Source organism: Frateuria sp., from assembly GCF_035943815.1.
Taxonomy (GTDB): domain Bacteria; phylum Pseudomonadota; class Gammaproteobacteria; order Xanthomonadales; family Rhodanobacteraceae; genus Frateuria_A.
The window spans coordinates 1-25,158 of the sequence record NZ_DASZBU010000017.1; the positions used below are offsets into that span (position 1 = coordinate 1).

19 protein-coding genes and 1 pseudogene are annotated in these 25,158 nt (G+C 67.0%); 9 read left to right on the forward strand and 11 right to left on the reverse strand.

Annotation, left to right across the window (positions count from 1 at the left end; translation table 11 throughout):
• A pseudogene (locus VGU65_RS12880) lies at positions 1 to 746 on the reverse strand (IS3 family transposase); the annotation flags it as partial.
• 69 nt (positions 747 to 815) lie between these two features.
• Here VGU65_RS12880 and VGU65_RS12885 point away from each other — a divergent pair.
• From VGU65_RS12885 to VGU65_RS12905, 5 genes are all read left to right on the forward strand, one after another.
• The gene (locus VGU65_RS12885; protein WP_327476348.1) at positions 816 to 1,004 is read left to right on the forward strand and encodes a hypothetical protein; all 189 of its coding nucleotides are present in this window, start codon (positions 816 to 818) and stop codon (positions 1,002 to 1,004) included.
• A 180-nt stretch (positions 1,005 to 1,184) separates the two neighbouring features.
• Positions 1,185 to 1,904, forward strand: a complete 720-nt coding sequence (locus VGU65_RS12890; protein ID WP_327476349.1) for an RHS repeat-associated core domain-containing protein — start codon at positions 1,185 to 1,187, stop codon at positions 1,902 to 1,904.
• Positions 1,888 to 2,316, forward strand: coding sequence for a hypothetical protein (locus tag VGU65_RS12895; protein WP_327476350.1), 429 nt, complete (start codon positions 1,888 to 1,890; stop codon positions 2,314 to 2,316). The genes VGU65_RS12890 and VGU65_RS12895 overlap by 17 nt, the downstream gene beginning before the upstream one ends.
• A 31-nt stretch (positions 2,317 to 2,347) precedes the next feature.
• Positions 2,348 to 3,118, forward strand: coding sequence for a transglutaminase family protein (locus tag VGU65_RS12900; protein ID WP_327476351.1), 771 nt, complete (start codon positions 2,348 to 2,350; stop codon positions 3,116 to 3,118).
• A 20-nt stretch (positions 3,119 to 3,138) separates the two neighbouring features.
• Positions 3,139 to 3,321: a hypothetical protein gene (locus tag VGU65_RS12905; protein ID WP_327476353.1), complete on the forward strand. Its 183-nt coding sequence runs from the start codon at positions 3,139 to 3,141 to the stop codon at positions 3,319 to 3,321.
• 47 nt (positions 3,322 to 3,368) lie between these two features.
• On the opposite strand, the gene VGU65_RS12910 is transcribed toward VGU65_RS12905, so the two are convergent.
• Complete coding sequence (locus VGU65_RS12910) at positions 3,369 to 4,040, reverse strand: alcohol dehydrogenase catalytic domain-containing protein (RefSeq protein ID WP_327476355.1); 672 nt, start codon at positions 4,038 to 4,040, stop codon at positions 3,369 to 3,371.
• Between the two features lie 89 nt (positions 4,041 to 4,129).
• Between VGU65_RS12910 and VGU65_RS12915 the strand changes: the two genes are divergently transcribed.
• Both VGU65_RS12915 and VGU65_RS12925 read left to right on the forward strand, forming a co-directional pair.
• On the forward strand, positions 4,130 to 5,041 hold the full coding sequence (locus VGU65_RS12915) for a LysR family transcriptional regulator (RefSeq protein WP_327476357.1): 912 nt from the start codon (positions 4,130 to 4,132) through the stop codon (positions 5,039 to 5,041).
• A gap of 451 nt (positions 5,042 to 5,492) precedes the next feature.
• A complete protein-coding gene (locus VGU65_RS12925) occupies positions 5,493 to 5,912 on the forward strand; it encodes an H-NS histone family protein (protein WP_327476359.1) in 420 nt (139 codons plus the stop codon).
• A gap of 159 nt (positions 5,913 to 6,071) precedes the next feature.
• Here the strand turns inward: VGU65_RS12925 and VGU65_RS12930 are convergent, their stop codons facing one another.
• The 3 genes from VGU65_RS12930 to VGU65_RS12940 all read right to left on the reverse strand — a co-directional run bounded on the left by VGU65_RS12930 (position 6,072) and on the right by VGU65_RS12940 (position 9,025).
• Positions 6,072 to 6,902, reverse strand: a complete 831-nt coding sequence (locus VGU65_RS12930) for an MBL fold metallo-hydrolase (protein ID WP_327476361.1) — start codon at positions 6,900 to 6,902, stop codon at positions 6,072 to 6,074.
• 200 nt (positions 6,903 to 7,102) lie between these two features.
• Positions 7,103 to 7,966 carry a LysR family transcriptional regulator gene (locus VGU65_RS12935; RefSeq protein WP_327476363.1) on the reverse strand — a complete coding sequence of 288 codons (864 nt, stop codon included), beginning with the start codon at positions 7,964 to 7,966 and terminating at the stop codon, positions 7,103 to 7,105.
• A 183-nt stretch (positions 7,967 to 8,149) separates the two neighbouring features.
• Positions 8,150 to 9,025 (reverse strand): DUF4118 domain-containing protein, encoded by an 876-nt coding sequence (locus VGU65_RS12940; RefSeq protein WP_327476364.1) that lies wholly within the window; start codon positions 9,023 to 9,025, stop codon positions 8,150 to 8,152.
• A gap of 248 nt (positions 9,026 to 9,273) precedes the next feature.
• Here VGU65_RS12940 and dapB point away from each other — a divergent pair, with 248 nt between their 5' ends.
• Together dapB and VGU65_RS12950 are read left to right on the forward strand one after the other, a co-directional pair.
• Positions 9,274 to 10,074: a 4-hydroxy-tetrahydrodipicolinate reductase gene (gene dapB, locus VGU65_RS12945; RefSeq protein WP_327476366.1), complete on the forward strand. Its 801-nt coding sequence runs from the start codon at positions 9,274 to 9,276 to the stop codon at positions 10,072 to 10,074.
• 114 nt (positions 10,075 to 10,188) lie between these two features.
• A complete protein-coding gene (locus tag VGU65_RS12950) occupies positions 10,189 to 10,455 on the forward strand; it encodes a hypothetical protein (protein WP_327476368.1) in 267 nt (88 codons plus the stop codon).
• Positions 10,456 to 10,585: 130 nt separating this feature from the next.
• On the opposite strand, the gene treY is transcribed toward VGU65_RS12950, so the two are convergent.
• The 6 genes from treY to treS form a co-directional block, all read right to left on the reverse strand.
• The gene (gene treY, locus VGU65_RS12955) at positions 10,586 to 13,273 is read right to left on the reverse strand and encodes a malto-oligosyltrehalose synthase (protein WP_327476370.1); all 2,688 of its coding nucleotides are present in this window, start codon (positions 13,271 to 13,273) and stop codon (positions 10,586 to 10,588) included.
• A gap of 145 nt (positions 13,274 to 13,418) precedes the next feature.
• Positions 13,419 to 15,512 (reverse strand): 4-alpha-glucanotransferase, encoded by a 2,094-nt coding sequence (gene malQ / locus VGU65_RS12960; RefSeq protein ID WP_327476372.1) that lies wholly within the window; start codon positions 15,510 to 15,512, stop codon positions 13,419 to 13,421.
• An 88-nt stretch (positions 15,513 to 15,600) separates the two neighbouring features.
• The gene (gene treZ / locus VGU65_RS12965) at positions 15,601 to 17,364 is read right to left on the reverse strand and encodes a malto-oligosyltrehalose trehalohydrolase (protein ID WP_327476373.1); all 1,764 of its coding nucleotides are present in this window, start codon (positions 17,362 to 17,364) and stop codon (positions 15,601 to 15,603) included.
• A complete protein-coding gene (gene glgX, locus VGU65_RS12970; protein ID WP_327476375.1) occupies positions 17,361 to 19,472 on the reverse strand; it encodes a glycogen debranching protein GlgX in 2,112 nt (703 codons plus the stop codon). Before glgX ends, treZ begins: the two co-directional genes overlap by 4 nt.
• 187 nt (positions 19,473 to 19,659) lie before the next feature.
• A complete protein-coding gene (gene glgB, locus VGU65_RS12975) occupies positions 19,660 to 21,819 on the reverse strand; it encodes a 1,4-alpha-glucan branching protein GlgB (protein WP_327476480.1) in 2,160 nt (719 codons plus the stop codon).
• A gap of 26 nt (positions 21,820 to 21,845) precedes the next feature.
• Positions 21,846 to 25,154 (reverse strand): maltose alpha-D-glucosyltransferase, encoded by a 3,309-nt coding sequence (gene treS, locus VGU65_RS12980; protein ID WP_327476377.1) that lies wholly within the window; start codon positions 25,152 to 25,154, stop codon positions 21,846 to 21,848.
• Positions 25,155 to 25,158: the final 4 nt, after the last annotated feature.

Sequence of the window (25,158 nt, forward strand, 5' to 3'; positions counted from 1 at the left end):
CCGCGTGAGCATATGGCCCGAGATGGCTCGCTCGACCTCGATCGCCACCGCCTCGTGCGTGGCGTCGTCGACGATCGTCAGGCACTTGATCACCCGCCCTTCGGCCGTGCGGTCGAAGACGAAGTCCATGGACCAGACCTCATTGGCCGCCATCGGTCGCAGCAGCGGCTGACGTTCGCCCATCGGCACCTTCTTGCGCTTGCGCTGCCGCACCTGCAGCTTCGCTTCCTGGTACAGCCGTTCGACTCGCTTGTAGTTCACGAGCAATCCTTCCTGCCTGAGCTTGAGGTAGATCATTCCGACGCCGTAGCGCTTGTGCCGGTGCGCCAGCGCCAGGATGCGCTCGCGCAACTCGACGTTGCGGTCCGGGCGAGGCGCATAGCGCAAGGCGCTGGCACTCATGCGCATGACGGCCAGAGAGCGCCGCTCGCTTAAGCCCCGATCGATCATGTGCCGCACCAGCCCGCGACGGGCCGGTGCGGTCACCACTTTTTTCGCAGGGCGTCCTTGATGACCTCGTTCTCGAGGACCTGCTCGGCCAGGAGCTTTTTCAGGCGGCCGTTCTCGGTCTCCAGCTCCTTCAGCCGCTTGGCGTCGGGCACGCTCATGCCGCCGAACTTGCTGCGCCAGAGGTAGTAGGAGGCTTCGCTGAAGCCGTGCTTGCGGCACAGGTCCTTCACCGCCGTGCCGGCTTCTGCCTCACGCAGGAAGCCGATGATCTGCTCTTCGGAAAAGCGCTTCTTCACGTCCAATCTCCTTCGGGTGGGGGATTGGACTCCAAACCGATGCGCTACTCAAAGGCGGGGGGACGTCGAATGCCCACCGAACCCACAGAAGAGCTTCGACGCGATCCAGAGCGGTACGGAACCTTCCAGAAAGACGAGTACGCGCGATGGAAGGCGCTCGACTACATCACTAAGCCAGATTGGGCCAAACGGTCGTTCATGGACGATTGGATTGCCTACATGAGTACCGATGCCTGCTGGCCCGGAATGGGTGATTAGCTAGCTACTGGCCCGGCAGGGAAGGAACCGTGGTGGTACCGGACGCAGCCGCTTGTGCCTACTTGCCCCTACGCGTCCGTAGATCGAACCGCCCATTGCGCTGCCCTCACGTACGTGTAGACTCGGGCGGGGATACAAGGAGATCCGAGTATGGGGAAGGGAGCACGGATTGGCCTCTTCATGGCCGTGATCATCGGCGGCAGTCAAGTCTCGCAAGCACATTTCTTAGGTGCAGACCCGAAACCGCCAAAAGCAGGCGACCTATTCGGATTCAACCGCTACGCCTACGCGAACAACAATCCGGTCAGAAATGTGGACCCCGATGGTCGGGACTGCACCACATCAGATCGGGTGACCACCTGCTTTACTGCGGTCTATCGCGTGTCTTTCCCCGCTCAACCCGGGTTCAAGGATTTCACAAGCAGCTCCCCCAACTACCATTTTTACAGTGTCCCGGTGGCAACCCCTGGCATGACGGTGGCCCAAAACCAAAACTATTTGGTAAGGAATCCAACCCCTGGTCTCTCGCACGGGGCCTCTCCCCAGGGCACCCCCAATGACGCCACGCCCGTCATCGGAAACATGATTCCGATTTCTATCAGCCCGGTCATGTCCTTCCAGCTCACGAATCAGGTGAATGGCCAGCCGGTGGTCGTAAATGTCACCGAGCCCGGTCATCCATTGCAGTCTGGCATCGTAGTGCGCCAAGCCACGCAGTCGAGCGACGGCACTACCTCTATTCAGAGTTGGGGTGAGGGAACATCCTCACTGCAGGCGTCCGGCTCTCTCTTCGGCAAGGACATCGACAACGTGTGGAAGCAAGAGGGTCCACCGTCACCGCCCAACCCCACTGGCTGTAGCGCAGCTGCGGGACCAATGAACAATGTCTGCAACCATTAAGCCGCCGATGCGCCTTTTAGTGGGTTTCTTGCTGGCGCCCTTGGCTCCCGGTTTGCTGTTCTGGCTGCTTTCGCTGGTCGGCAATCCCGGTGAAGGTCTTTGGGCTTTAAAATTCTTAGCCCTAGTTAGCTATCCCGCCATGCTGGTCTTAGGTGTGCCAGCGCACATGCTGTTGACCACGCGCCACTGGACCAGCGGTTGGAGTTACTCCATGGCGGGGGTTCTGATCGGGGCGACTGTAGCGGTGGTACTCTTTTACAGTACAGCGATTCACAATTTCAGCCCAGCGCTTGACCCCAACAAGTCTTTGGGACCGTTCGCAGGCATTTTGATCATCGCTGCGCTGCTCGGTGCACTAGCCGCCTGGGTTTTCTGGCTGATCGCACGTCCGAATCGGATACCCAGTGCATAGGGTCATGCGGTGGTCGCTAGTGGTCTGCTTCATGGCGATAAGCCCTTGGTCTTGGGCCCAGATGCCTGGTGCAATTCCGATCCCCGATGACCCGAACGTAAAAGCCCTTGAGCAACTGGCGGATGCGCCGGATCGCGTGGACTACGCGAAGGTTCAGACCGCCATTGAGAGAGCGGTCAATTCCAGCTTCGACGCGTCGGCCTTCAACGCGGAGCTGGATCGCTTGGCAATTCTAGTCAGAGCACGAGTGCCGAAGGGCGCCCCACCCACGGAAGTGATGACGGCGCTGGGGCAAGTGATCTACACGTCCGGCCCTTGGAACGATGACCATCCGTTCTCCTATGACCTAGACGACCCGCTCGGCGCGAAATATCAGAACAAGCTGGTATCGACCTATCTACACACGCGCAAGGGCAACTGTGTGTCGATGCCCACGCTACTGATTATTTTGGGGCAGAAGCTCGGTTTGAACATGACGCTGAGCCAGGCACCACAGCACGAATTTGCGCGTCTCCAGGATGTAAACGGACGATGGTTCAATATCGAGGCCACCAGTCCTGGCTCCCCACCTGACTCGAAATACATCAACGAACTGCACGTCACGTCGCTATCGATGCAGAGCGGAATCTACATGCGAACGACTACGCCACGTGAAACCGTCGCAGCGATGCTCGGACCGCTGGAAAGCATCTACGCCCACACACGTCCACCGGGCTACCTGCTCGGCTTGGCGAAGTTGGAGCAGCGGCTCGATCCAAAGAATGCGAACGAATACGTGAGTGAGGCGAAGCCTATTTCCTGACCCTCGCTCACCGCTACCTAGTGCACCACCTGACCCCCGAAGTGTTGCCACCGGCGCAGCGAACAGATTTCAACGCGCTCTACGACGCCAACGACCGCCTCATTAAACGGGTGAAAGCGATGGGTTGGGCTCCGCCCACCGATGCCGGCGACAAGGAATACTTGGAACGCGTGACACGCTACAAAGCCGAGCACGGCAAATAGCGATCCAGCAGGGCTGATCGGCGGTCCGACCCATTCTTAATACTCTCCTACCCGGGGTTGGTCGCTAGCACAGAGCACGCGCCGTGCCTCCCGCCGAGCAGGCTTGCCTGCGCAGAACCAGCCTGATGCTCAACACCAGCAGTGTGCGCAACCCAAGCCGGATGCGTGGTCAGCGGCGACCGGAATCCGCACGCCCCAAGCCTTTTCGCCCATTGCAGCAGCACCAAGCCCAGTCCACCCGCAGCTGCATGGACCAGGACCGTGTCGCCGCGCTTCACTGGGTACACATGCGTCAATAACATGTGCGTTGTGATCCCGCGCAACAGAAGCGCCGCAACATCGTCATCATCGAGGCCATCTGGCACGTGCAGCAGCCGTGCTGCCGGAATATTGCGCACGCTGGCGTAGCCGCCTACCGGTGGCCCCGCGTAGGTGACACGCTGACCCGGTTCGATCCCACGGACCGCCGCGCCGATGGCCTCGACGATGCCGACCGCTTCCACGCCGAGCACGGAGGGGAAGTTCGGCAGAGCATAGATGCCGGTCCGATGATAGACATCGACAAAGTTGACGCCGATCGCAGTGTGGCGCACCCGGACTTCTGCATCGCCTAGCGCGGGAAGCAGGACTTCCCGAACCTTTAATTCTGAAACGTTGCCATATTGCCCGACCACTACCTCGGTCGCGGCGACCTTGCTAGCCTGATGAATGGAGCTCATGATCCTGCCGCTCTTTTGCCCAGGGAAATTGCGCGGCGAGATTGCGCCAGTCGCACCCATACCACCACCCCTTACCACGAGCACTCGTTGTGCAAAAACGCACAAGTCGAAATTCTTTGGGGGGACACCACCTGCAGTGGGACGACGTCCGCCATTTCTTGGAGCTAGCGCGACTGGGAAGCCTGTCGGCCGCGGCGAAGGCGCTCGGCGTGGAACATTCGACTGTTGCCAGGCGAATCCAATCGCTAGAGCAGTCCCTCGGACTGCGGCTGTTCGACCGTCTGGCCAAGGGCTGGTCGCTCACGCGGGAAGGCGAGCTCCTGACCGTCCAGGCCCAACGCATCGACGACGAGGCGCAGGCATTCTCCCGTGCGGTGCTAGGGGCCTCGTCCCAGCATGGCACCGTGCGGCTTTCCGCACCCCCCGTGCTGGCGAGCCATTTCCTCGTGCCCAGGCTGGCCGCGGTCCGATCGCAATGGCGGAACATCGATCTGCAGGTCATTGGTGAATCGCGGGACGCCAATTTGGTTCGGGGCGAGGCCGACCTGGCCATACGCCTTGCACGACCGACGGCACCAGGCCTGACTGCCCGCCGTATCGGCGAGCTGGGCTACGGCGCATACGCGGCGCATGGCTACACTCATCGCCCCAGCGAGGAGTGGGAGTTCCTTGGGTACGACGACAGCCTCCGGCATGTGCCACAACAGCATTGGATCGAACAGATCGCTGGCAACAGGCGTTTCGTGTTGCGAAGCAATGACCTGGCGACCCTGCTGCATTCAGCGCGGGTGGGGTTGGGTATTGCTGCGCTCCCCCATTTCCTGGCGGCGGGCGACGACGCGCTGACCCCTCTGCCGACCGCGGCCTACCCCGATCCACGACCGCTCTGGCTTGTGATACATCCGGACGTCAAACGATCGCCACGAGTCCGCCTGGTAGCGGATGTTCTCATCGCCCTGATGAGCAACATGAAGCACGAGTTGCTGGATAGCACACGCTGAGCATCGTCGCGTAGACCACCGTCCGCAAGGAACTTGCCGGCAGTTTGTGGCGGCGGCATCGGGGTGCATCTACGCAGGTGGCATGGTGCCTTTCGCCCGGCTTCAAGGATTGCTGCGAGGACCTTCGTCCAGCAGTCGCGCCAAACCGCTCAGCTTACGCGCCGGACCAAGCGACGCTCATCTATCGGCAAAGCAAGAACCTTCAAGCGGTACAGCTGCTCCTAGGACATACAAAGCTCGAGAGCACCGTCAGGTATTTGGGAACTGAGGTAGAGGACGCGCTTGAATTGGCCGAGCAAACAGGCGTGACAAAACTGCTGGCGAGCCGAGAGCGTGAACTAGGCCGAAGTCCCTGAGGAAACTCACCTTTCACAACGTTCAAAGGTATTGGCTTGACATTTGCCTCTAATGTTTCGTGTCTAATGGGGACGACCCAATCCCTAGGACGACTATGGCTATCAATCTCGATTCACTCTCCCCCGCTGAGCTTCAGGCTCTGATCAAGAGCGCAGAAGCGCAAATGCATTCTGCCCGCAAGAACCACATCCAAGAGGTCCGGACCAAGATTGAGGGGCTTCTCAACAGCGCAGGCCTGACCATCGACGAGGTTTACCCCCGTCGCGGTGGGCAAGGCAGCAAAGGGCCGAAGGCTGCGGTTGCGCCGAAGTACCGCAACCCGGAGAGCCCAGCCCAAACGTGGTCGGGACGGGGCAAGCGCCCGCTGTGGTTCTCGGAGGCCCTGAAGAAGAAGGGAGTAACGGCAGACAGTATGCTCATTGGCGGTGCCGCGACGAAGTCCGCGCCTGCTAAGAAGGTTGCTCCTAAGGCCACCAAGAAGGCTCCCGCCAAGAAGCCAGCGAAGAAGAAGTAGCGCGAACGACCTTGCCATAAGACCCCGCAGGCCCCTGCGGGTTTTTTTTCCCGAGCTTTGGAGGGAGCCGGATCCGCTTCCGGGCGGTGTTTCTCGAACGGCCTCGCCTCAGCCGAGCAGCACGGGTAATGCTCCGGCATAGAAGAGTCGCCCTGCTCGCTAGGGCGCGAGCGGCTCCCAAACATAGCCTTCGCCCAGACGGCGCACATGTCCGATGCCGGGAAAGACCAAGTGTGCACCGGCGACCCATGTGTGGTGGGCGGCAACCCGTGACAAAAAACGCTCGCGCGTCGTCTCCGCCTCCGAGCGGTTGCTGTCAAAACGGATCGTCACCCGCGGGTCGGTAAACTGCACCAGCGGAAAATGTACGACGTCACCCCATGCCAGCAACACCTGCCCGCGACTCGCGAAGCGATAGCCGGTATGGCCTGCAGTATGGCCATACACGGGTACAGCACGCACGCCGGCGGCCAGTGTCGCGCCGGCGCTGAAAGTCTTCAGTCGACCTTCTCGTTTGTATGGGGCAAGTTCCTCCGCCGCTTCCTTGAACACCTCCTGCAGCCGCACTCCGACCTTGCTTGCATTGTCAGGATGGAGCCAAAACGCAGCCTCCCGGGCATCCAGGCGGACCACTGCGTGGGGGAAGGTGGGTTGGCCGTGCGTGACCAAACCGCCGTCGTGGTCGGGGTGCAGGTGCGTCAGCAGCACCTCGTCGATCTGTGCCGGCGTGTAGCCAGCCTCGCGTAGGCTCGCCAGGAGCTTGCCCGACTCGGCACCGAACAGGTCTCCCGCGCCGGTATCCACCAGAAAGCGCTTGTGCCCGGTATCGACCAAGAATGCGTTGACTGAGGTAGGAACGCGGTCGGGTGCATGTGCCTGTGTGAGCAGGGCGTGCGAAACGCCGGGCTCATCGTCAACGAGCAGCTCGGCGGACGGCAACATCAGGCGCCCATCGGACAAGGCGATTACGTGGAAGGCGCCCAGACGCATGCGCTGGAAACGCGGCTCCGCGGTCACTGACCGAGTGGCGGCGACTGCCGTTCCAGCCAGAGCTAGCAAGGCGACGGCGGCCACAGATACGAAGCGCACGAACAATGGACGGTGCCTCATAACACGAACTCCATAGGGGGGAGTTCAAGCATGACTTCGCCTTCTGTCGGGCGACACTGACAGGAATGAACGGTCCGCTTTCAGGAATGTTCGGCGGTCGGCGCCAGCATCTCGACGGCGAGGTCGGTCAACGCCCGCAGGCGGTCCATGCGGCGCAGATCACTGTGATAGCCCATCCACATCGTTCTTGCAGGCGGCGGCTCATCGAAGTCGACCCGGCGCAGACCGGACGTATGCTCGGCCAGCACGCACGGCAGCACGGCTAGGCCCACGCCCTGCGCACACATTCGTGCCTGCGCGCTTCGACTATTGCTTCGGAACGCGATGTTCGCTGCGGGCAGCTTCTGCTGCAGCCAAACTGTGTCCGGATAGAAACCCTGTTCGGTATCCACCAGGATCAATGCTGCGCCGGCGCCATCGGCGGTGGGATCCGGTTGGTCCCGTGCAGTGTAGACGCCGTGCTCCAGAACCATGAGGCGGCGCTGCACGATATCCACATCGTCGAACGGCACATTGCGGAAGACGATATCGGCCTCGCGCCGGGACAGGTCGAACAGCCTCGGTTCACTAATCAACTCCGGCACCAGCCGCGGGAAGCGGCGCGTGAGTTCAGCGATCACCGGGGCCAGCACCAGGCTTCCGAACCAGTCTGATGCAGAGATGCGCAGGATGCCGGTGGGCTGGCTGTCCTCGCCGGCAAGCCGGCGCTCGATAGCCAGTGCCTGTAACTCCATGATTTCGGCCTGCTGCAGGATCGCGCGGCCGGCTTCGGTCAATAGGAGGCCTTGCGGACCGCGCTGCAGCAGCACCTGGCCAGTGTCGTCCTGCAGCGCGCGCAGACGTCGGCCCACAGTTGGGTGACTCAGCCCAAGTCGACGTGCGGCGCCACCGATGGATCCGGCTCGCGCCAAGGCGAGGAAAATGCGTACGTCACCCCACTCCATCGCCACGTCCCACGGTCACAAGTCGAGACTTTGCCTAACTGCTACGGAGTCCGCAATGCGGACGACCGTAGGCTCATACTCCGTCTTACCGGGAACCGCCTATCTCGTCGATCGCGCTTGGCGTGCTGGCTCATTTACCCTGGAAGTCCGCTTCCGGCCATAAGCCGACATCCAACGCTTGAGTTAAGCCGCGCGCGAACGAATAGTTATCCGCTGAGCTGCAGCGGCACAACTGGATAAGTGGCCTTGCCAGGCTGATAGGAGAAAAGCACGAACGCCTTGCTTATCTGGTTGAATGGCCCAAATGTCGTTGCGGCTAACTCCTGCGCTACACGCTCCGCGGTTAGCGTGAACTCGTCGGTGAACACGCATACCCAAAGAGCTGAGAATGGGCCACCGTGAAGCTTGATAGAATCTTTTCGGAGCAGCAAAGTGGTTAGTGCCTCGGCCGTCTCCCCGGGGCGCCAGTCGCGACAAGTCGACCTTGCCCTGGCCGTCGCCCGATGCGCGTATGCGGTCCTGTGCGTTGGCGATCACTGCCACGCGCGCCACTGCTGATTCCAGTGCCGCGCGAACGGCGGGATCGGTCTGACCGCGCGCCTGCAGGGAAAGCACCGAGGTCACCATCATCAGGTCGTTGCGAACCCGGTGGCCGGCCTCTTCCAGCATCAGGGTCTTTTCCGCCTCGGATCGGCGCAGGCCTTCCACCGTGCGGCGCATCCGGTCCGTGACCGTCGAGATCACGATTCCGACCAGCAGGAACGCCGCGACGCTCACCGTGTCGGTTTCGGCCATGGCGAAGCTGTGGACGGGCCGAAGGAAAAAATAGGTCGCCAGTGCGGCCGCCGCGAACGTCGCGAGCACGCCCGAACCGCGCTCGAACAGGAGCGCAGCAAAGAAGATGGCCGGGATGAAGATGGGAAACGGGTAGCGCTGCAACTGGCCTTGCCACGTCAACACGATCGCGAATGCCACCGCGACGAAAAGAAGCCCGGCCCCGTACCTGACGATCATCGGGTACCGCTTTTCGCGCACCAGCGAGATGATCGAATGGTCCATGTCGGCAGCTCTGCGGCAGGAAAGGGTCTTGCCCAGGTTAGGCGCAAGCGGCTCGGTAGAGTCGCTTGCGCCGGTATAGTTCCCTGCATCTGCGAGTGCAACGGGGCCGTCATGCGAAGGCCTCCGGCGGCGGGGCCCACCCTTGGGATCTTGCACGTGCAATCGCAGGATCATCAACCAGCGGCACACCTTGCCGGCGATCCTCGATCGGCCCAAAGTCGCCGGACAACCCTTGCCTGGAGAAGACGATGACCTTGGGCGTATGCCTGGCGGGAGCCACCGGCTGGGCCGGTTCCGAACTGGCGCGCGCCATCGCGCAGGCGCCCGACCTGGGCCTGGTGGCTGCGGTGTCGCGAAGCTACGCCGGACAGGACCTGCGCGCGGCGCTGGGCGGCAACCTGCCCGCCTGTCCGGTGTTTGCCACGGCGCAGGAGGCGCTTGAACGGCCCTGCGAGGTGTTCGTCGAATACACCGGCGTGGCCAGCGCCAAGGCGAGCGTCCTCGCCGCGCTCGATCACGGCGCGCACGTGGTGATCGGTTCATCCGGGCTATCGGACGAGGACTATGCGCAGATCGACGCGGTCGCACGCGCGAAAGGCCTGGGCGTGCTCGCCTGCGGCAACTTCGCGCTGACGGTGGTGCTGCTGCAGAAGTTCGCCGAAATGGCGGCCAGGTACATCCCGCAGTGGGAGATCATCGATTACGCGAACGACGGCAAGCGCGACGCGCCCAGCGGCACCGCGCGGGAACTGGCCAGCCGGCTGGCTGCCGTGCGCGCGCCGCAGCCGACGGTGCCGCTGGACCAGACCGCCGGACTGCGCGAGGCACGCGGCGCGACGCTGGCCGGTACGCAGGTGCACTCTCTGCGGCTGCCCGGTTTTGTGATCAGCGCGGAGGTGATCTTCGGCATGCCGGACCAGAAGCTGACCTTGCGCCACGATGCGGGCGCCAGCGCGCGGCCCTATGTGGACGGCGCGCTGCTGGCGGTGCGCAAGGTGTCCTCGCTGGTCGGGCTGCACCGCGGGCTGGACCGCGTACTGGATCTTTGACGGACACGGGGGCGCTAGGGCGAGCCTCGCCAGACGCGGGGCGGCGACTCCTTCGCGCTCCGTAGACGGCCGGGAAAAGATACTTCATCCAGTTGTTTCAGAACGCCTTTCGCCATGCCCATGAACGCCCGCAACTCCTCCGTCGTCCGCCACCACCCCGGCTTCATCCGCGATCGCGACTGGACGATCAACGGTCCGGCGGTGGGTCCGGAGCAAACGCCCCGCTGGCCTTCCGACAAGCAGCCGCCGGCCCAGCGTCGGCACCGCGACATCGAATGGCCGGTGGACGACCGTCGTGCGCCCCGCGTGCCGGTGCCCGAGGTGGAAGACGACTTCCCCTATATCTCGACCAAGCAGCCGGCTACCTGCTGGCTGATCTGAGGCGCGAACGCCCTTCCCTCCCGCTGGTTCGACGCAGCGGCGGCCGACGTGGTCGCCGCTGATTCTTGCGTTGCCGACGTAAACGATGTGGGCATGGCCGGCCCAGCGGGCGAACACCACCGGCCACGGCTCAGGACGCCGTCGGCGCGAGCACGGCCACCGGCAGGGGCGCAAGCCAGCTTGACGGGTCCAGCCCGGTATCCACCACGTCCTCGCCCTCCCCAAGAACGTTGCGGTAACGGCCAGGCCTTACGCCACGCACGCGCGTGCCGTCCGGCAGCAGGGCGGCCGACGAGGCGGCATCCCAGTGCGGCGTGGCGGCGTCGAGCAGTACATCGGCGGTGTGCCGCAGGGCCAGCACGATGATGGCGTGGCCATCGAGCGTGCGCTGGAACGCCAGCAGCCGGTCACCGGCCTGGCCGTCCGGTGAAGCGACGGCAAGCGCCCGGTAGTCGCCCTGCGCGAACGTCGGTGCGTCGCGGGAACGCAGCTGCAGCAGCTGGCGGATCACGCGCTGCTTGAGGCGGCCGTCGCGCCAGTCCTGCAGAAGCTCGTCCCACGAAGCCGTCTCGTTCACTGCCGCCTCTCGACGGGCGAAGTCGACGGGTCGCCGGTTGTCCGGGTCGACCAGGCTGAAGTCCCAGAACTCGGTGCCCTGGTAGATGTCCGGTACGCCCGGCGTGGTCAGGCGCAGCACGGTCTGGAGCAGGCTGTTGGCCGCGCCGGCGGCCGCGATGCGCCCCACGAAGGCATGCAATTGGGCCGTGAAGCCGTGGGCGGGGTCCAGTAGCCGTGTGAGGAAGCTCCCGCAGGCTTCTTCGTAGGGTTCGTTCGGCTGCGTCCAGCGCGAGCGGCGCTTGGCTTCGCGCAGCGCCTTGAGTTGCCACTGCGCGATCCGGTCGGCGAAGTCCCGCACGCCGTCGGGCTGGTTCGGCGCCAGTTCCAGCGGCCAGGCGCCGACCAGGGTCTGGTAGAGCATGTATTCGTCGGCCGGGGACGGCGCAGGCGCCTCGTCGATGAGCGGACGCAGGCGTGCGTTGCGCTCGCGCCAGCGCGCCACGGTGCCGGCCCATGCGCTGACCACGCCTGCCTGCGAGAGCACCGCCAGGCGGGCGCGCGCGTCTTCGCCGCGCTTGTGGTCGTGGGTGGCGGTGGCGAGCAGGTTGTGCGGAAAGTCGTGCGCGCGTTCGGCGCACAGCGCATGGAAGCCGGGGATGTCCAGCGCCAGGCGACCGGGATCGGCGCCCACCTCGTTGCGCGACAGCAGCCGGCCGTAGCGGTAGCAGGCGGTGTCCTCCACCGCCTTGGCGGCCATCGGCGAGGTCGCCTGCTGGAAGATCGTCATGGCCCGCTCGCGCGCACGCCGCATGCGGCCGGGCGGCAGGCCGCGCGGCGACTGCCCGCCCAGCCAGGCCGACACCTCGGCCAGCAGCTCCCGGTCCTCGATGCGCACGTTGCGTCGCGCACGGCCGTACGCCTGCTGGAATACCGACTCGTCGGCGGCATCGCGGCCCAGCCCTCCGGCATAGGTGCGATAGACCGGGAAATGCACCAGCAGCTCCACCAGCACGCGGCGGATCGCCGGCAGGCTCACGTCGCGGGTGGATAGGTCGGCGCGCGCCGCGTCGAACAGGGCGCGTGCCGTGCGATCGAGCTCGGCCTCGAAGCTGTCGACCAGTATCTGCCGCCGCGCCGTGCGCGCCACCGCCGCGAAGTCGGCCCGCTCGCCGCTCATCGCCTGCCAGAGTTCCGTGAGCATGCCCTCGCCCGCGGGGTCGTGCAGCAGCGCGCCGACCTGGTCCATGAACTCGTAGCCGGTGGTTCCGTCCGTGCGCCAGGTGCCACGCAAGCGCTCGCCCTCGGCCAGGATTTTCTCCACCACCACGTAGGCCGGGCCCGGCGGCGTGCCGGTGGGACGCTGGCGCTGCAGGCTGCGCAGGCGATGGCGTAGCTGGCGGCAATAGCGGTGCGGGTCGGCCAGGCCGTCGACATGGTCGATGCGCACGCCGTCGATCAGTCCTTCGGCGTACAGCCTGAACACCAGCGCGTGGCTGTCCTCGAAAACGCGGGTGCGGTCCATGCGCAAACCGGCCAGCTCGTTGATGTCGAAGAACCGGCGGTAGTCGATCATGTCGTTGGCGAGCTTCCACAACGCCAGCCGGTAATGCTGCTCATCGATGAGCGCGTGCAGCCGATCGAAGCCGGCCGCGGCGGTGGCATCGTGCGCGGCCAGCACGGCGGCCCGCTCCCCTGCCCGCTCCAGCGGCTGCGTACTCACCGGCGAAAGCGGCAGCGCGGCTTCGTGCACGCACAGCGCGAAACCCGCCTCGCCGTGGACCAGCCGCACGTCGCCATCGCGCAGCGCCTGGGCGTAGGGCTTGCCCAGGATGGGCAGCAGCACGCGGCCGCGCACCAGCGGATCGGGGCTGCGCCAGTCGATGTCGAAATACGCGGCATAGCGGCTGGCGCGGCCCAGGCGCAGCACGTCCATCCACCAGGCGTTGCCGGGTCCGGCGAACATGTGGTTGGGCACGATGTCCAGCACCAGGCCCATGCCGTGCGCGCGCAGGCGCTCGACCAGCCGCCTTAGCGCCGGCTCGCCACCGAGCTCGGGGCTGATGCGGTGGTAGTCGATTACATCGTAGCCGTGGAGGGAACCCGGGCGCGCGGCGAACAGCGGCGAGGCATAGAGGTGGCTCACGCCCAGCTTGTCGTAGTAGTCCACCCGCTCGGCCGCATCGTCGAGGGTGAAGCCGGCATGCAACTGCAGGCGTGCGAGCGCGCGTGGCGGGTTGGGAGCGGGTGATGGGGCGCTCATGAGACGGCCTCCGGCTCGACCTCGCTGTGCGCGGAGCGAGCCCTGTCCCATCGAAGCTGGACTTGCCGGAGGCCTCGCGGGAACGCCCTCGCCTCCTCGCTCGGCGTGGCCGAACAGTCGGGCGGCGGGCCGGGCAGCTTGCGGTTCATGGGGTCGTCCGAGCGGCGGCGACGGCGTTGCAGCACGCTTGCGCCACCGGCCCGTCGAAGAGCGTCGCTGCGCTTTCGGGCAACCTGCGGCGCCAGTTCGGGTGCAAGGCATCGGTAGGCCCGGGAAGGTTCGGCTGCTCCGGCAGCGCGAGCAGGTCCTCGGCCGGAATCAACACCAGCGGCGCTGGTGCGCGCGCCACGTGGCCAGCGGCGGCTATCGCCACCGGCAACACGTCCTCCGGCGTGGGCGGGCGGTTCTCGTCCGGCAAGCCGCCCGCGTCGCGAGCCGCGCCGGAAGCGCACAGCGCGCGCCATAGCCGGCCGCGGTCGACCTCTCGCTCCGCGGTCTCGTCCACGCCAGGTTCGGCCAGGCCGGTGCGTGCGCGCCATTCGATATCGCGCCCGCTCCACCAGCCGGCCACGGTCGGCACATCGTGGGTGGAGGTGGTAGCCATCGCCTCGGGCGACCAGTGCACGGGTGCTATGAAGCCACGGTCGGCCGCGCGCTCGAACCACAGCACGCGGATGCCGAGCACGCCGGTGCCCGCGATGCGCTGGCGGAAGTCGGCCGGCACGGTACCTAAATCCTCGCCGATCACCACGGCGCGGCAGCGATGCGATTCGATCGCCAGCAGGCGCAGCAGGTCGTCGAGCGGATAGCGCACGTAGGCGCCTTCGGTGGCGCCTGCGCCGTTTGGCACCAGCCACAGGCGCTTCAGCCCCAGCACGTGGTCGATGCGCACGCCGCCGGCGTGCGCCAGCGCGGCGCGCAGCATCCCAAGGTAGCCGGCGTAGCCGCCGCGCCTGAGGCCGATCGGCGAAAAGGTGGTCAGGCCCCAGTCCTGCCCGTTGCGGTTGAGCAGATCCGGCGGCGCACCCACCGACAGTCCGTGCAGCATCTCGCCCTGGTGGCTCCAGGCCTGGCTGCCGCCGGCATCGGTGCCGACCGCCAGATCCGAGACCAGGCCGATCGCCATGCCTGATTCGCGCGCCGTGCGCTGTGCGTCGGCCAGACCGCGCATGGCCAGCCACTGCAGGAAGGCGTGGAAGGCGACGTCGCGGCTGTGCTCGCGCTCGAAGGTGGCGACCGCGGGACTGGCCGGATCGTGGTACTCGGTGGGCCAGGCCTGCCAGCCACCGGGCGTGCCGTTCGCGCGAAAATGCACCTGCAGCGCCTCGAAACGCGCATGGCGTTCCAGCGCCTCGCCCTGTGCTTGCCGGAACGCGTAGAGCTCCTGGGTCAGTTTGGAATCGGCAGAGGACCAGTCGAACAGCGCGCGCAGGAGCGTCATGCGTGTACGCGCCGCGCGCGGCCAGTCGATCAGGTCCAGCCATTCCAGCTCGGCCAGCTCCTGGCGCAGGTTGTGTGCGTCGGTCACCGTGCGCAGCGCCGCCCCGCCGCCCACGCGCGCGGGATCGGCATAGAGCGGGTTGAGAAATAGCCTGCTGGAGGGTGCGTAAGGGCTGTAGCGTTCGGGCGCGGCGGCGAACAGCGCATGCACCGGGCTGATCGCCAGGGCATCGGCGCCGCGCGCGGCGGCGGCACGGGCGCATTGCTCCAGCGCGGTGAAATCGCCGATGCCGCCATCGCCCGGCCGGCGAAGGCTGGCCAACTGCACCGCCACGCCCCAGGGCCGGCGCGCGCCGGTGACGTCGCCGATGCCGAAGGCGCGCGGTGGTGCGGCTGCCAGCGTGCATTCGGCCTCGTCCAGCAGCAGGCGGTAATAGCCAGGCGCCTGGGGTGAGCGCAACGAGCGCTCGCCGGCTGGCAGGGTGCCCTCCTGCACCAGCGCGCCATGTTCGTCCTCGATGCGGTAATGCCGTGCCCTGGCGTCAGGCGGCAACACGAAGGAGCTGCCGGCATCCGCGACGAGCAGGCGTGGCAGGGCCGTTCCCTCGCGCTCGCGACGAAGGCGCTCGAAACTCTCATCGAGGTCGCCGTCGCTGTCGCACGGCAGGCCCAGTGCGGCAAGCACCGCGCGTAGCGTGGGGAGGCGCACTTCCTGCGGGCGGTCGCTGGCATCGAGCCAGTGTACGTCGACGCCGGCACGCCCGGCCAGCTCGATCAGGCGGATATCGTAGCCGCTCACGGGTTGCCCCAGCCGGTGGCCATGGGGCCCCGGGTGGGCTGCGCTTCTGCTGGAGCGGCCGGTCGCATGCGGCCGGAGGCGGCGAAGCTCATGCCGAAGTTTCCAGGTAGACCAGGGTGCTGGCGGGTGCGAGGCGGCCTTCGGCCAAGGCAGCGATTGCCGGCGCCCCGCCATTCAACCATCGCGCATCGGGTGTTGCCTTGGCGTCGATGGCAACCTCACGCTCGCCCAGATTGCAGCACACGTGCAGTTGCAACTCGCCCATCTGCCAGCGCGCCCGCAGGGCGTGCGTGCCTATGGCCTGCGCGCCCAGCGGTCGCACCTGCCCGAGCCGCGGCACCAGCCACTGCCTGCGTTGCGCCAGCAGCAGGCGGATCAGTGTCAGACGCGCGGCGCCGGCCGGGCTGGACGCCTCGCGCGGATCGGGCCGCGAACGCTCGAAGGTCGGGATGGCCTGCGGATCAGGCAAGCCATCCACCACGCCGAACTCGGCAAATTCCTTGCGACGGCCTTCGCGCACCGCCTGCTGCAGTTCCTCGCTGGGGTAGTCGGCAAAGAACAGGAACGGCGTGCGGCTGCCCCACTCCTCACCCATGAACAGCAGCGGCACCATCGGCGTGAGCAGCAGCAATGCGTAAGCGGCCTCGAGCTGCTGCGGATCGGCCAGCGTGGTCAGCCGTTCGCCCAGCGCGCGGTTGCCGATCTGGTCGTGGTTCTGCAGGAAGTCGACAAAGCGCAGCGGGAGCAGCGCCGCGCTCGGTTCCCCGCGGGGCTTGCCGCGCATCGGCTCGCCCTGCCAGGCGAAGCCCTCGGCCAGGCAGCGCACCAGCTTGGCCAGCGGGTCATCCGCGTAGGCACCGTAGTAGCCCGCGCGTTCGCCGGTCAGCAGCACGTGCAGGGCATTGTGGAAGTCGTCGTTCCACTGCGCGTCGAAGCAGCGTGCGCCCAGCAGGTGCGCCTGGTTGCCTTCGTTCTCCAGAATCAGATGCACCTGCCTCTGCCCCGCCGCGGCGCGCACGCGCGCCGCCAGCGACAGCAGCCAGGCGGGGTTGTGCAACGCGTGCACCGCATCCAGGCGCAGGCCGTCGAAGCGGAACTCCTCCAGCCAGTACAGCGCGTTGTGCACGAAGAAGTCGCCCACCTGCGGCTGTGCCACGTCGATCGCCGCGCCCCAGGGCGTGGGCGCACCGTCGGTGCGGAAGAACGGCGAGGCGTACTCGCCCAGATAATTGCCGTCCGGGCCGAAATGGTTGTAGACCACATCCAGGATCATCATCAGCCCCAGCCCGTGCGCGGCGTCGACCAACGCCTTCAGCTCCTCCGGCGTGCCGTAGGCGGCGGCCGGCGCGAACGGCAGGACGCCGTCGTAGCCCCAGTTGCGGGTGCCGGGGAACTGCGCGATCGGCATCAGCTCGACGGCGGTGATGCCCAGCGCATGCAGGCGCGGCAGCATCGTCTGCACGCCGCGGAATCCGCCGCAGGCGCCGACGTGCAGTTCGTAGATCACCGCCTCGCTCCAGGGCCTGCCGCTCCATCGGGCGTGTTGCCAGGCATAGCTGCAGGGGTCGGCCACCACGCTCGCGCCGTGCACGTCACCGGCGTGCTGCAGGCGCGATGCCGGATCGGGTACGCGCAGGCCTTTGGGCAACAGGTAGCGGTAGCGCGTGCCGGGCGGTGCCATGCAGAGCCCTTCGTGCCAGCCGTCGTCCAGCGCACGCATGGGCCGAGCGCTGGTGTCGTCCAGCTCCAGTTGCACCTCACCGATGTCCGGTGCCCACAGCCGGAAGCGCGTGTGGCCATCGCCAACGAGCTCGGCCCCGTAGGGCATGGCGTGGCGAAAGCGACCGCTCATGCGCCGTCCTGCCGCGGCGCGGCGGACAGCAGCATGACGCCGGCACCAAGCAGTTCGAGCTCGCCCTCGTCCACGTTGCGCTCGGGCAGCTCTGGATGCGCGCTGTCGATGCGCAGGCGCCACGGCAGCTTCGGTTCCGGCAGGGTGAAACGGTGCGGTTCGCCGGTGCCGTTGATCAGCAGCAAGGTCACGTCGACGTGCCGCCGTCCCTTGGGCAAGGCGCGGCGCAGCATGAGCAGACGGCCCTCGGCGTATTCCCAGTCGTTCTGGCGCATGGGGCTGCCGCTCTCGTTGAACCAGGACACCGGCGGCAGGCCCGGCAGCACGTCGGCGCCGCCGTGCATGAAGCCGGCGGCGCGCAGCGTCGGGTGCTGTTCGCGCAGGCGGATCAGCCGTGCCACGTACTCGGCCAGCGTGCGGCCGCCTTCGGACTGGGCCAGTTTCCAGTCGAACCAGGAGATCTCGTTGTCCTGGCAGTAGGCGTTGTTGTTGCCGCCTTGCGTGCGGCCGAACTCGTCGCCACCCAGCAGCATGGGCGTGCCGTGCGAGAACAGCAGCGTGGCGAGCATGGCGCGCTTGGCGCGGCCGCGTGCATCGAGGATGGCGGCATCCTCGGTCGGACCTTCCACGCCATGGTTGCTGCTTTCGTTGTCGTTGGCGCCGTCGCGGTTGTCCTCGCCGTTGGCCTCGTTGTGCTTGTGTTCGTAGCTGACCAGGTCCTGCAGCGTGAAGCCGTCGTGCGCGGTGACGAAATTGACCGAAGCCCACGGGCGGCGGTGCTGGTGGTCGAACAGTTCCGCCGAGCCCTGCAGGCGTCCGGCCAGTGCACCGCGCAGGCCGGCGCCGCCCTTCCAGAAGCGGCGCACGTCGTCGCGGAACTGGCCGTTCCACTCGGCGAAGCCGGGCGGGTGGTTGCCCAGCTGGTAGCCACCGGGGCCGACGTCCCAGGGCTCGGAGATCAGCTTGACGCCGTTGAGCAACGGGTCCTGGCGAATGGCGTCGAACAGGCCGCAGTTGGGGTCGAAGCCGTTGGCCTCGCGACCGAGCGTCACGCCCAGGTCGAAGCGGAAGCCGTCGATGTGGAAGGTGTTCACCCAGTAGCGCAACGAGTCCATCACCAGCTGCAGCACGCGCGGGTGCGCGGTGTTGAGCGTGTTGCCGGTGCCAGTGTCGTTGATGCAATGGCGCGGGTCGTCCGGCAGCAGCCGGTAGTAGCTGGCGTTGTCCAGGCCGCGGAAGGAGAGCGTGGGGCCCAGCTCGCTGCCTTCGCCGGTGTGGTTGTAGACCACGTCCAGGATGACCTCGATGCCGGCCGCGTGCAGCGCCTGCACGGCGGCGCGGATCTCGTTGAGCGCGCCCTCGGCCAGGTAGGAGGGCTCCGGCGCGAAGAACGCCAGCGTGTTGTAGCCCCAGTAGTTGCGCAGCTTCATCTCGGCCAGGCGGCGGTCCTGCACGAAGGCATGGATCGGCAAGAGCTCGATCGCGGTGACGCCCAGGTGCACCAGGTGGTCGATCACATAGGGGTCGGCCAGCGCCAGGAAGGTGCCGCGCTCGTGCGGGCGGACGCGCTTGAGCGTGCGCGTCAGCCCCCTGACGTGCGCCTCGTAGACGATGGTCTTGCACCAGGGCGTGTGCGGTCGGCGGCCACGCCCTCCCCAGTGCATGGGCTCGTCCACCACCACTGCCTTGGGGCAAGCCGCGGCGCTGTCGCGGCGGTCGAAAGAAAGATCGGCCCGCGGCGAGGAGACACGGTAGCCGTGCAGCACGTCCGACCAGCGAAGCTGCCCGGCGAGCAGGCGCGCATAGGGATCGAGCAGCAGCTTGTTCGGGTTGAAGCGGTGGCCCTGCTCCGGCTCGTACGGGCCGTAGGCGCGATAGCCGTAGAGCTGGCCGCCGCGCAGGCGCGGCAGATAGCCGTGCCAGATCTCGTCGGTGCACTCGGGCAGCTCGTAGCGCGCGATCTCGCGCCGGCCCGAGGGATCGAACAGGCACAGTTCGATGCGCTCGGCGTGCGCGGAGAACACCGCGAAGTTGGTGCCGATGCCGTCGCAGTGGGCGCCCAGCGGATAAGGGGCGCCCGCCTGCATGCGTTCGGGGAGCGTGGGCATCAGACGCTCCCCCTCGGATCGGCGTGGGGGCGCCAGGTCGAGGCAAGGTCTCCCCCATCCGCCCTCCGGGCACCTTTCCCCGCAGGCGGGGAAAGGATCGGTTGCCGCGAGGTCCATTCGCGAGCTTTCCCCTGTTCCGCGGGGGAAGGTGCCGGCAGGCGGATGGGAGCCACCGGAGCCAGAGGCTTCATACCGACTCCGCCAGGTAGATCACCGTGGCCAGCGGCGGCAGCGTGAGCGCCAGCGAATACGGCTGGCCATGGGTCGGTGCCGGTTCGGCCTGCACCTCGCCCTGCCCCATCCCGGACCCGCCGTAGTCGTCCGCGTCGGTGTTGATCGCCAGTTGCCACAGGCCTTCGCGCGGCACACCGATGCGGTAGTCATGCAGCGGCGTGGGCGTGAGGTTGCTTACCACCAGCGCCGGGCGTGCGCCGTCGGCGAAGCGCAGCCAGGCGAACACGCTGTTGTTCGCGTCGTCGCCGATCGCCCAGCGGAAGCCGCGCGGGTCGCCGTCCCACGCGTGCAATGCCGGCTCTTCCACGAGCACCCGGTTGAGGTCGCGCAGCAGCCGTTGCACGCCGCGGTGGCGGACGTCGTCCAGCAGCTCCCACGGCAATTGCGCGTCGTGGTTCCACTCGGTCGGCTGGGCCAGCTCGGCGCCGGCGAACAGCAGCTTCTTGCCCGGGTGCGCCCACATGAAGCCGTAGTAGGCGCGCAGGTTGGCGAAGCGTTGCCATTCGTCGCCGGGCATGCGGCCGAGCAGCGAGCGCTTGCCGTGCACCACCTCGTCGTGCGAGAGCGGCAGCACGTAATGCTCCGAATAGGCGTAGACCATCGAGAAGGTCATCTCGTGGTGGTGCCAGCGCCGGTGGATGGAATCGCGCGACATGTATTGGAGCGTGTCGTGCATCCAGCCCATGTTCCATTTGTAGTCGAAGCCCAGGCCGCCTTCGGTCGGCGCACGGGTGACGCCGGGCCAGGCGGTCGATTCCTCGGCGATGCTGAGCACGCCCGGATGGCGCTGGTGCAGCACGGTGTTGAAGCGCCTGAGAAAGGCGATCGACTCGAGGTTCTCGCGCCCGCCGTGGATGTTGGGCACCCACTCGCCGTGCTTGCGGCTGTAGTCGCGGTAGAGCATCGAGGCGACCGCGTCCACGCGCAGGCCGTCGACGTGGAAGCGTTCGGCCCAGGCCAGCGCGCTGCCGATCAGGAAGCCGGAGACCTCGTTGCGCCCTAGGTTGTAGATCAGCGTGTTCCAGTCCTGGTGGAAGCCTTCGCGCGGATCGGCGTGCTCGTAGAGGGCCGTACCATCGAAGTGCGCCAGGCCGTGCGCATCGGTGGGAAAATGCGCCGGCACCCAGTCGAGGATCACGCCCAGGCCCGCCTCGTGGCAGCGGTCGACGAAGCGTGCGAAGGCCTCGGGCGGACCGAGGCGCGCGGTGGGCGCGTACTGGCCCAGTGGCTGATAGCCCCAGGAGCCGCCGAAGGGGTATTCGGCGATCGGCAGCAGCTCGAGGTGGGTGAAGCCCATGCCGACCAGGTATGGGATCAGCCGGTCGGCCAGCACGTCCCAGCCCGGCGATTGGCCCTGCGCGTCGCGCCACCACGAGCCGGCGTGAAACTCGTAGATCGACAGCGGTGCATCCAGCCGCTGACGCGCGGCGCGCTCGGCCATCCAGACGTGGTCGGTCCATGGGAACGGCGCATCGGAGGCGACCACCGAGGCGGTCGCCGGGGGAACCTCGGCGGCGAGCGCGACCGGGTCGGCCTTCTGGCGCACGGCGAAGTCCGCGCCCAGGATCTCGTACTTGTAACGCGCTCCGGGCAACAGGCCTGGCACGAACAATTCCCATACGCCCTGAGGCAGTCGCAGTCGCATCGGGTGGCGGCGTCCGTCCCACCGGTTGAAATCGCCGATGACGCTCACCCGCCGCGCGTTGGGTGCCCACACGGCAAAGCGCACGCCGCTCACGCCGTCGATCACGTACGGATGCGCGCCGAGCTGGCGATACACCTGCGGATGTTCGCCCTGCGCCAGCAGGTCCAGATCGTGCTCGGCCAGCACGGCTCCGAAGGCGTAGGCATCGTCCAGTTCCTGTACCGCCGTGGGCCAGTGCACGCGCAGGCGATAGCGGCCCTCGCCGGGCACCGCACCCGCGAAGAGCCCATCGGCGACGGGCGCCAGCGCGGCGAGCACATGGCCCTGGGCGTCGATCGCCTCGACCGCCTGCGCGCCCGGTTGCAGCGTGCGTACCATGCGCTCGCCACCCGCGCCGTGCGGCCCGAGCACCGAGAACGGGTCGCCATGGCGCGCCTGCAGCAAAGCCTCGATCGCGCCCGGGTCCATCGCCCCGGAGTGGGTGACGTGCGTATTCACGCGCCCCGCTCCTCGATCGCGGCCTCGTCGGTCAGGCGCAGCAGGCCCTGCAGCGGTACGCCCAGCCAGCCGGGACGGTTGGCTGCCTCGTAGGCGATCTCGTAGGCGGCCTTGTCCAAAAGGAACAACTGCAGCAGCGGCACCAGCGCGTCGGCGCCGACCCAGCGTACCGGGGCCCGCTCGAGCACCGCGACGTAGGCGGCGAGGAACACCTCCGAGGCCCGCAGCCGGAAACGCTCCAGGAACGGCGCGTACAGCGGATCCTGGATCGGCGCCACGCCTTCCTCGCCGCGCAGCGCGACCGCCGCGACGTAATCGAGCGAACGCAGGAAGCCGGCCACGTCGCGCAGCGGCGTGGTCTTGATGCGCCGCTCTTCCAGCGGCCGCGCCGGTTCGCCTTCGAAATCGATCAGCCAGGCGTCGCCCTGCACCACCAGCACCTGGCCCAGGTGGAAATCGCCGTGCACGCGCGTGCGCAATGCGCCCACTCCATGCGAGGCCAGCGCGTCGATGCGCCGGCACAGCGCTTCGCGCCGGGCCAACAGGCGATCACGCTGCACACCCAGGTCGCCGGCCTGCGGGTCGAGGTTTTCCAGCGCGTCCATCGCGCGCTGCAGTTGCGTGCGCGCGTCGGCCGCCCAGCCGGAGGTATCGTCCTCGCCGGCGGTGGCCGGACGGAAGGCATCGTCCTCGCTGGGCTGCGAAAGTACCGCGTGCAGCTCGCCCAGGCGCGTGCCGACGGCTGCGGCGAATCCGTCGTAGTCGGCCAGTATCTCGGCGCGCGAGGCGTCGTCGGCGGCATGGCTGAACTCGTCCCAGGTGCGCAGCAGGTAGTCCAGCGTCCAGCGCCAGGCATCCCCCTGGTTGCGTACGAAGCCCTGCAGCACCGCCAGCGCGGAGGGGATGCCGTCGGCGCCCACGTGCAGCACCTCGCCCAGCAGCGGCGGCGTATGGGCATAGCCCACGCGCGTGAGATGCCGCCCCATTTCCAGCTCCGGATTGATGCCGTGCGCGATGTGCCGGTACAGCTTGAGCATGCCGCGCTCGTGCACGATCACCGAGCTGTTGGACTGCTCGGCCGAGAGCCAGCGGTTCGCCTGCTCGTCGGGAAAATCGATGGCATCGAGCGCGCTGGTGCCGGCGAAGCGGATCACGCCGCCGCGCTTGAGCGGCAGTTCCGTGCGCTGGCGCAGACCGCGCAGCAGGCCGGAGACGAAGGCGTCCAGCACGAAGCCGTCGGTGAGGTAGCCCACGCGACGGCCGCGGCGCACGCGCGCCAGCGCCAGTTGCTGTGCGCGTGCGGGCGGGTTCTCGTCTTCCCAGATGATGCCCAGCGGCAGGCAGTAGCGCTCGATGCTGCCGTCGTTCAAGGTGGCGATGATCTCCGAGACGACTAGGTCCTCGCCGCGGTCCGGCCAGGGTTGGCTGTACATCATGCTGAGCGAGGCGATGCCGCGGTCCTTGGCGCCGAACCAGCGCCGCCGCCCGAGATAGGCCGGCAGCACGTCGCGCTCCAGCGCGCCCCGGTGGTGGGCCATCACCGGGCCTTCGGCCAGCGGCCCGCGCAGCACCAGGGTCTCGTAGTCCGGCATCGGCTCGGCCGGGACCTGATGCCAGGGCGGCATCTGGGCGTTGGCGCACAGTTGGAAGGCGTAGAAGCCGAACGGCGGCAAGGTCAGCAGGTACGGCAGCCGTCCGACCGGCGGGAACGAGGTGCCGCCGACGATCTCCACGGGAACGCGGCCGTCGAAGGCGCCGAGATCCAGCTCGACCGCCTGCAGGCTACGCGACATGTTGGCCACGCACAGCACCTGCTCGTCCTCGTACTCGCGCAGGTAGGCGAGGATCTTGCGGTTGCCCGGATAGAGGAAGCGGATCGTGCCGCGGCCGAAGGCCCTGTAGCGCTTGCGCACGGCCAGCACGCGGCGTGTCCAGTTGAGCAGCGAATGCGGGTCGCGCGCCTGCGCCTCGGCGTTGACCGCCTGGTAGCCGTACAGCGGGTCCATGATCGGCGGCAGCACCAGGCGGGCCGGGTCGGCGCGCGAGAACCCGCCGTTGCGGTCCATCGACCATTGCATGGGCGTGCGCACGCCGTCGCGGTCGCCCAGGTGGATGTTGTCGCCCATGCCCAGTTCGTCGCCGTAGTACAGCACCGGCGTGCCGGGCATGGTCACCAGCAGCGAGTTCATCAGCTCGATGCGGCGGCGGTCGCGCTCCATCAGCGGTGAGAGGCGGCGGCGTATCCCCAGGTTGATGCGCGCGCGCTGGTCGCTGGCGTAGGTCTGCCAGAGATAGTCGCGCTCGGTGTCGGTGACCATCTCCAGCGTCAGTTCGTCGTGGTTGCGCAGGAAGATCGCCCACTGGCAGTTGTCCGGGATCGCCGGCGTCTGGCGCATGATGTCGGTGATCGGGAAGCGGTCCTCGCGCGCGATCGCCATGTACATGCGCGGCATCAGCGGGAAGTGGAAGGCCATGTGGCATTCGTCGCCGCTGCCGAAATAGTCCTGGGTGTCCTCCGGCCACTGGTTGGCCTCGGCCAGCAGCATGCGGTCGGGATAGTGCTCGTCGATCTCCTTGCGGATCAGCTTGAGGATCGCGTGCGTCTCGGGCAGGTTCTCGTTGTTGGTGCCCTCGCGCTCGATCAGGTAGGGCACCGCGTCCAGCCGCAGGCCGTCCACGCCGATGTCCAGCCAGAAGCGCATCACACCCAGCACCGCCTTGATCACCGCCGGGTTGTCGAAGTTGAGGTCCGGCTGGTGCGAGAAGAAGCGATGCCAGAAGTACTGGCCGGCGACCGCGTCCCAGGTCCAGTTCGACTTCTCCGTGTCCAGGAAGATGATGCGCGTGCCCGCGTAGGCCTGGTCGGTGTCGGACCACACGTAGAAGTTGCGCGCGGCCGAGCCGCGTTTGGCCAGGCGTGCGCGCTGGAACCATGGGTGCTGGTCGGAGGTGTGGTTGATCACCAGTTCGGTGATCACGCGCAAGCCGCGCGCATGCGCGGCCGCGATGAAGCGCCGGGCATCGGCCAGCTTGCCGTAGTCCGGGTGCACCGCCTTGTACTCGGAAATGTCGTAGCCGTCGTCGCGCCTCGGGCTCGGGTAGAACGGCAGCAGCCAGAGCGTGTTGACGCCGAGCTCGGCGATGTAGTCGAGCTTGTCGATCAGCCCCTGGAAGTCGCCCACGCCATCGTCGTTGGCGTCGAAGAACGACTTGACGTGCACCTGGTAGATGATCGCGTCCTTGTACCAGAGCGGATCGCTGGTGAAGCTGCGACGGCTGCCGGCGGACTTCGCATGCGCGCTCATGGCC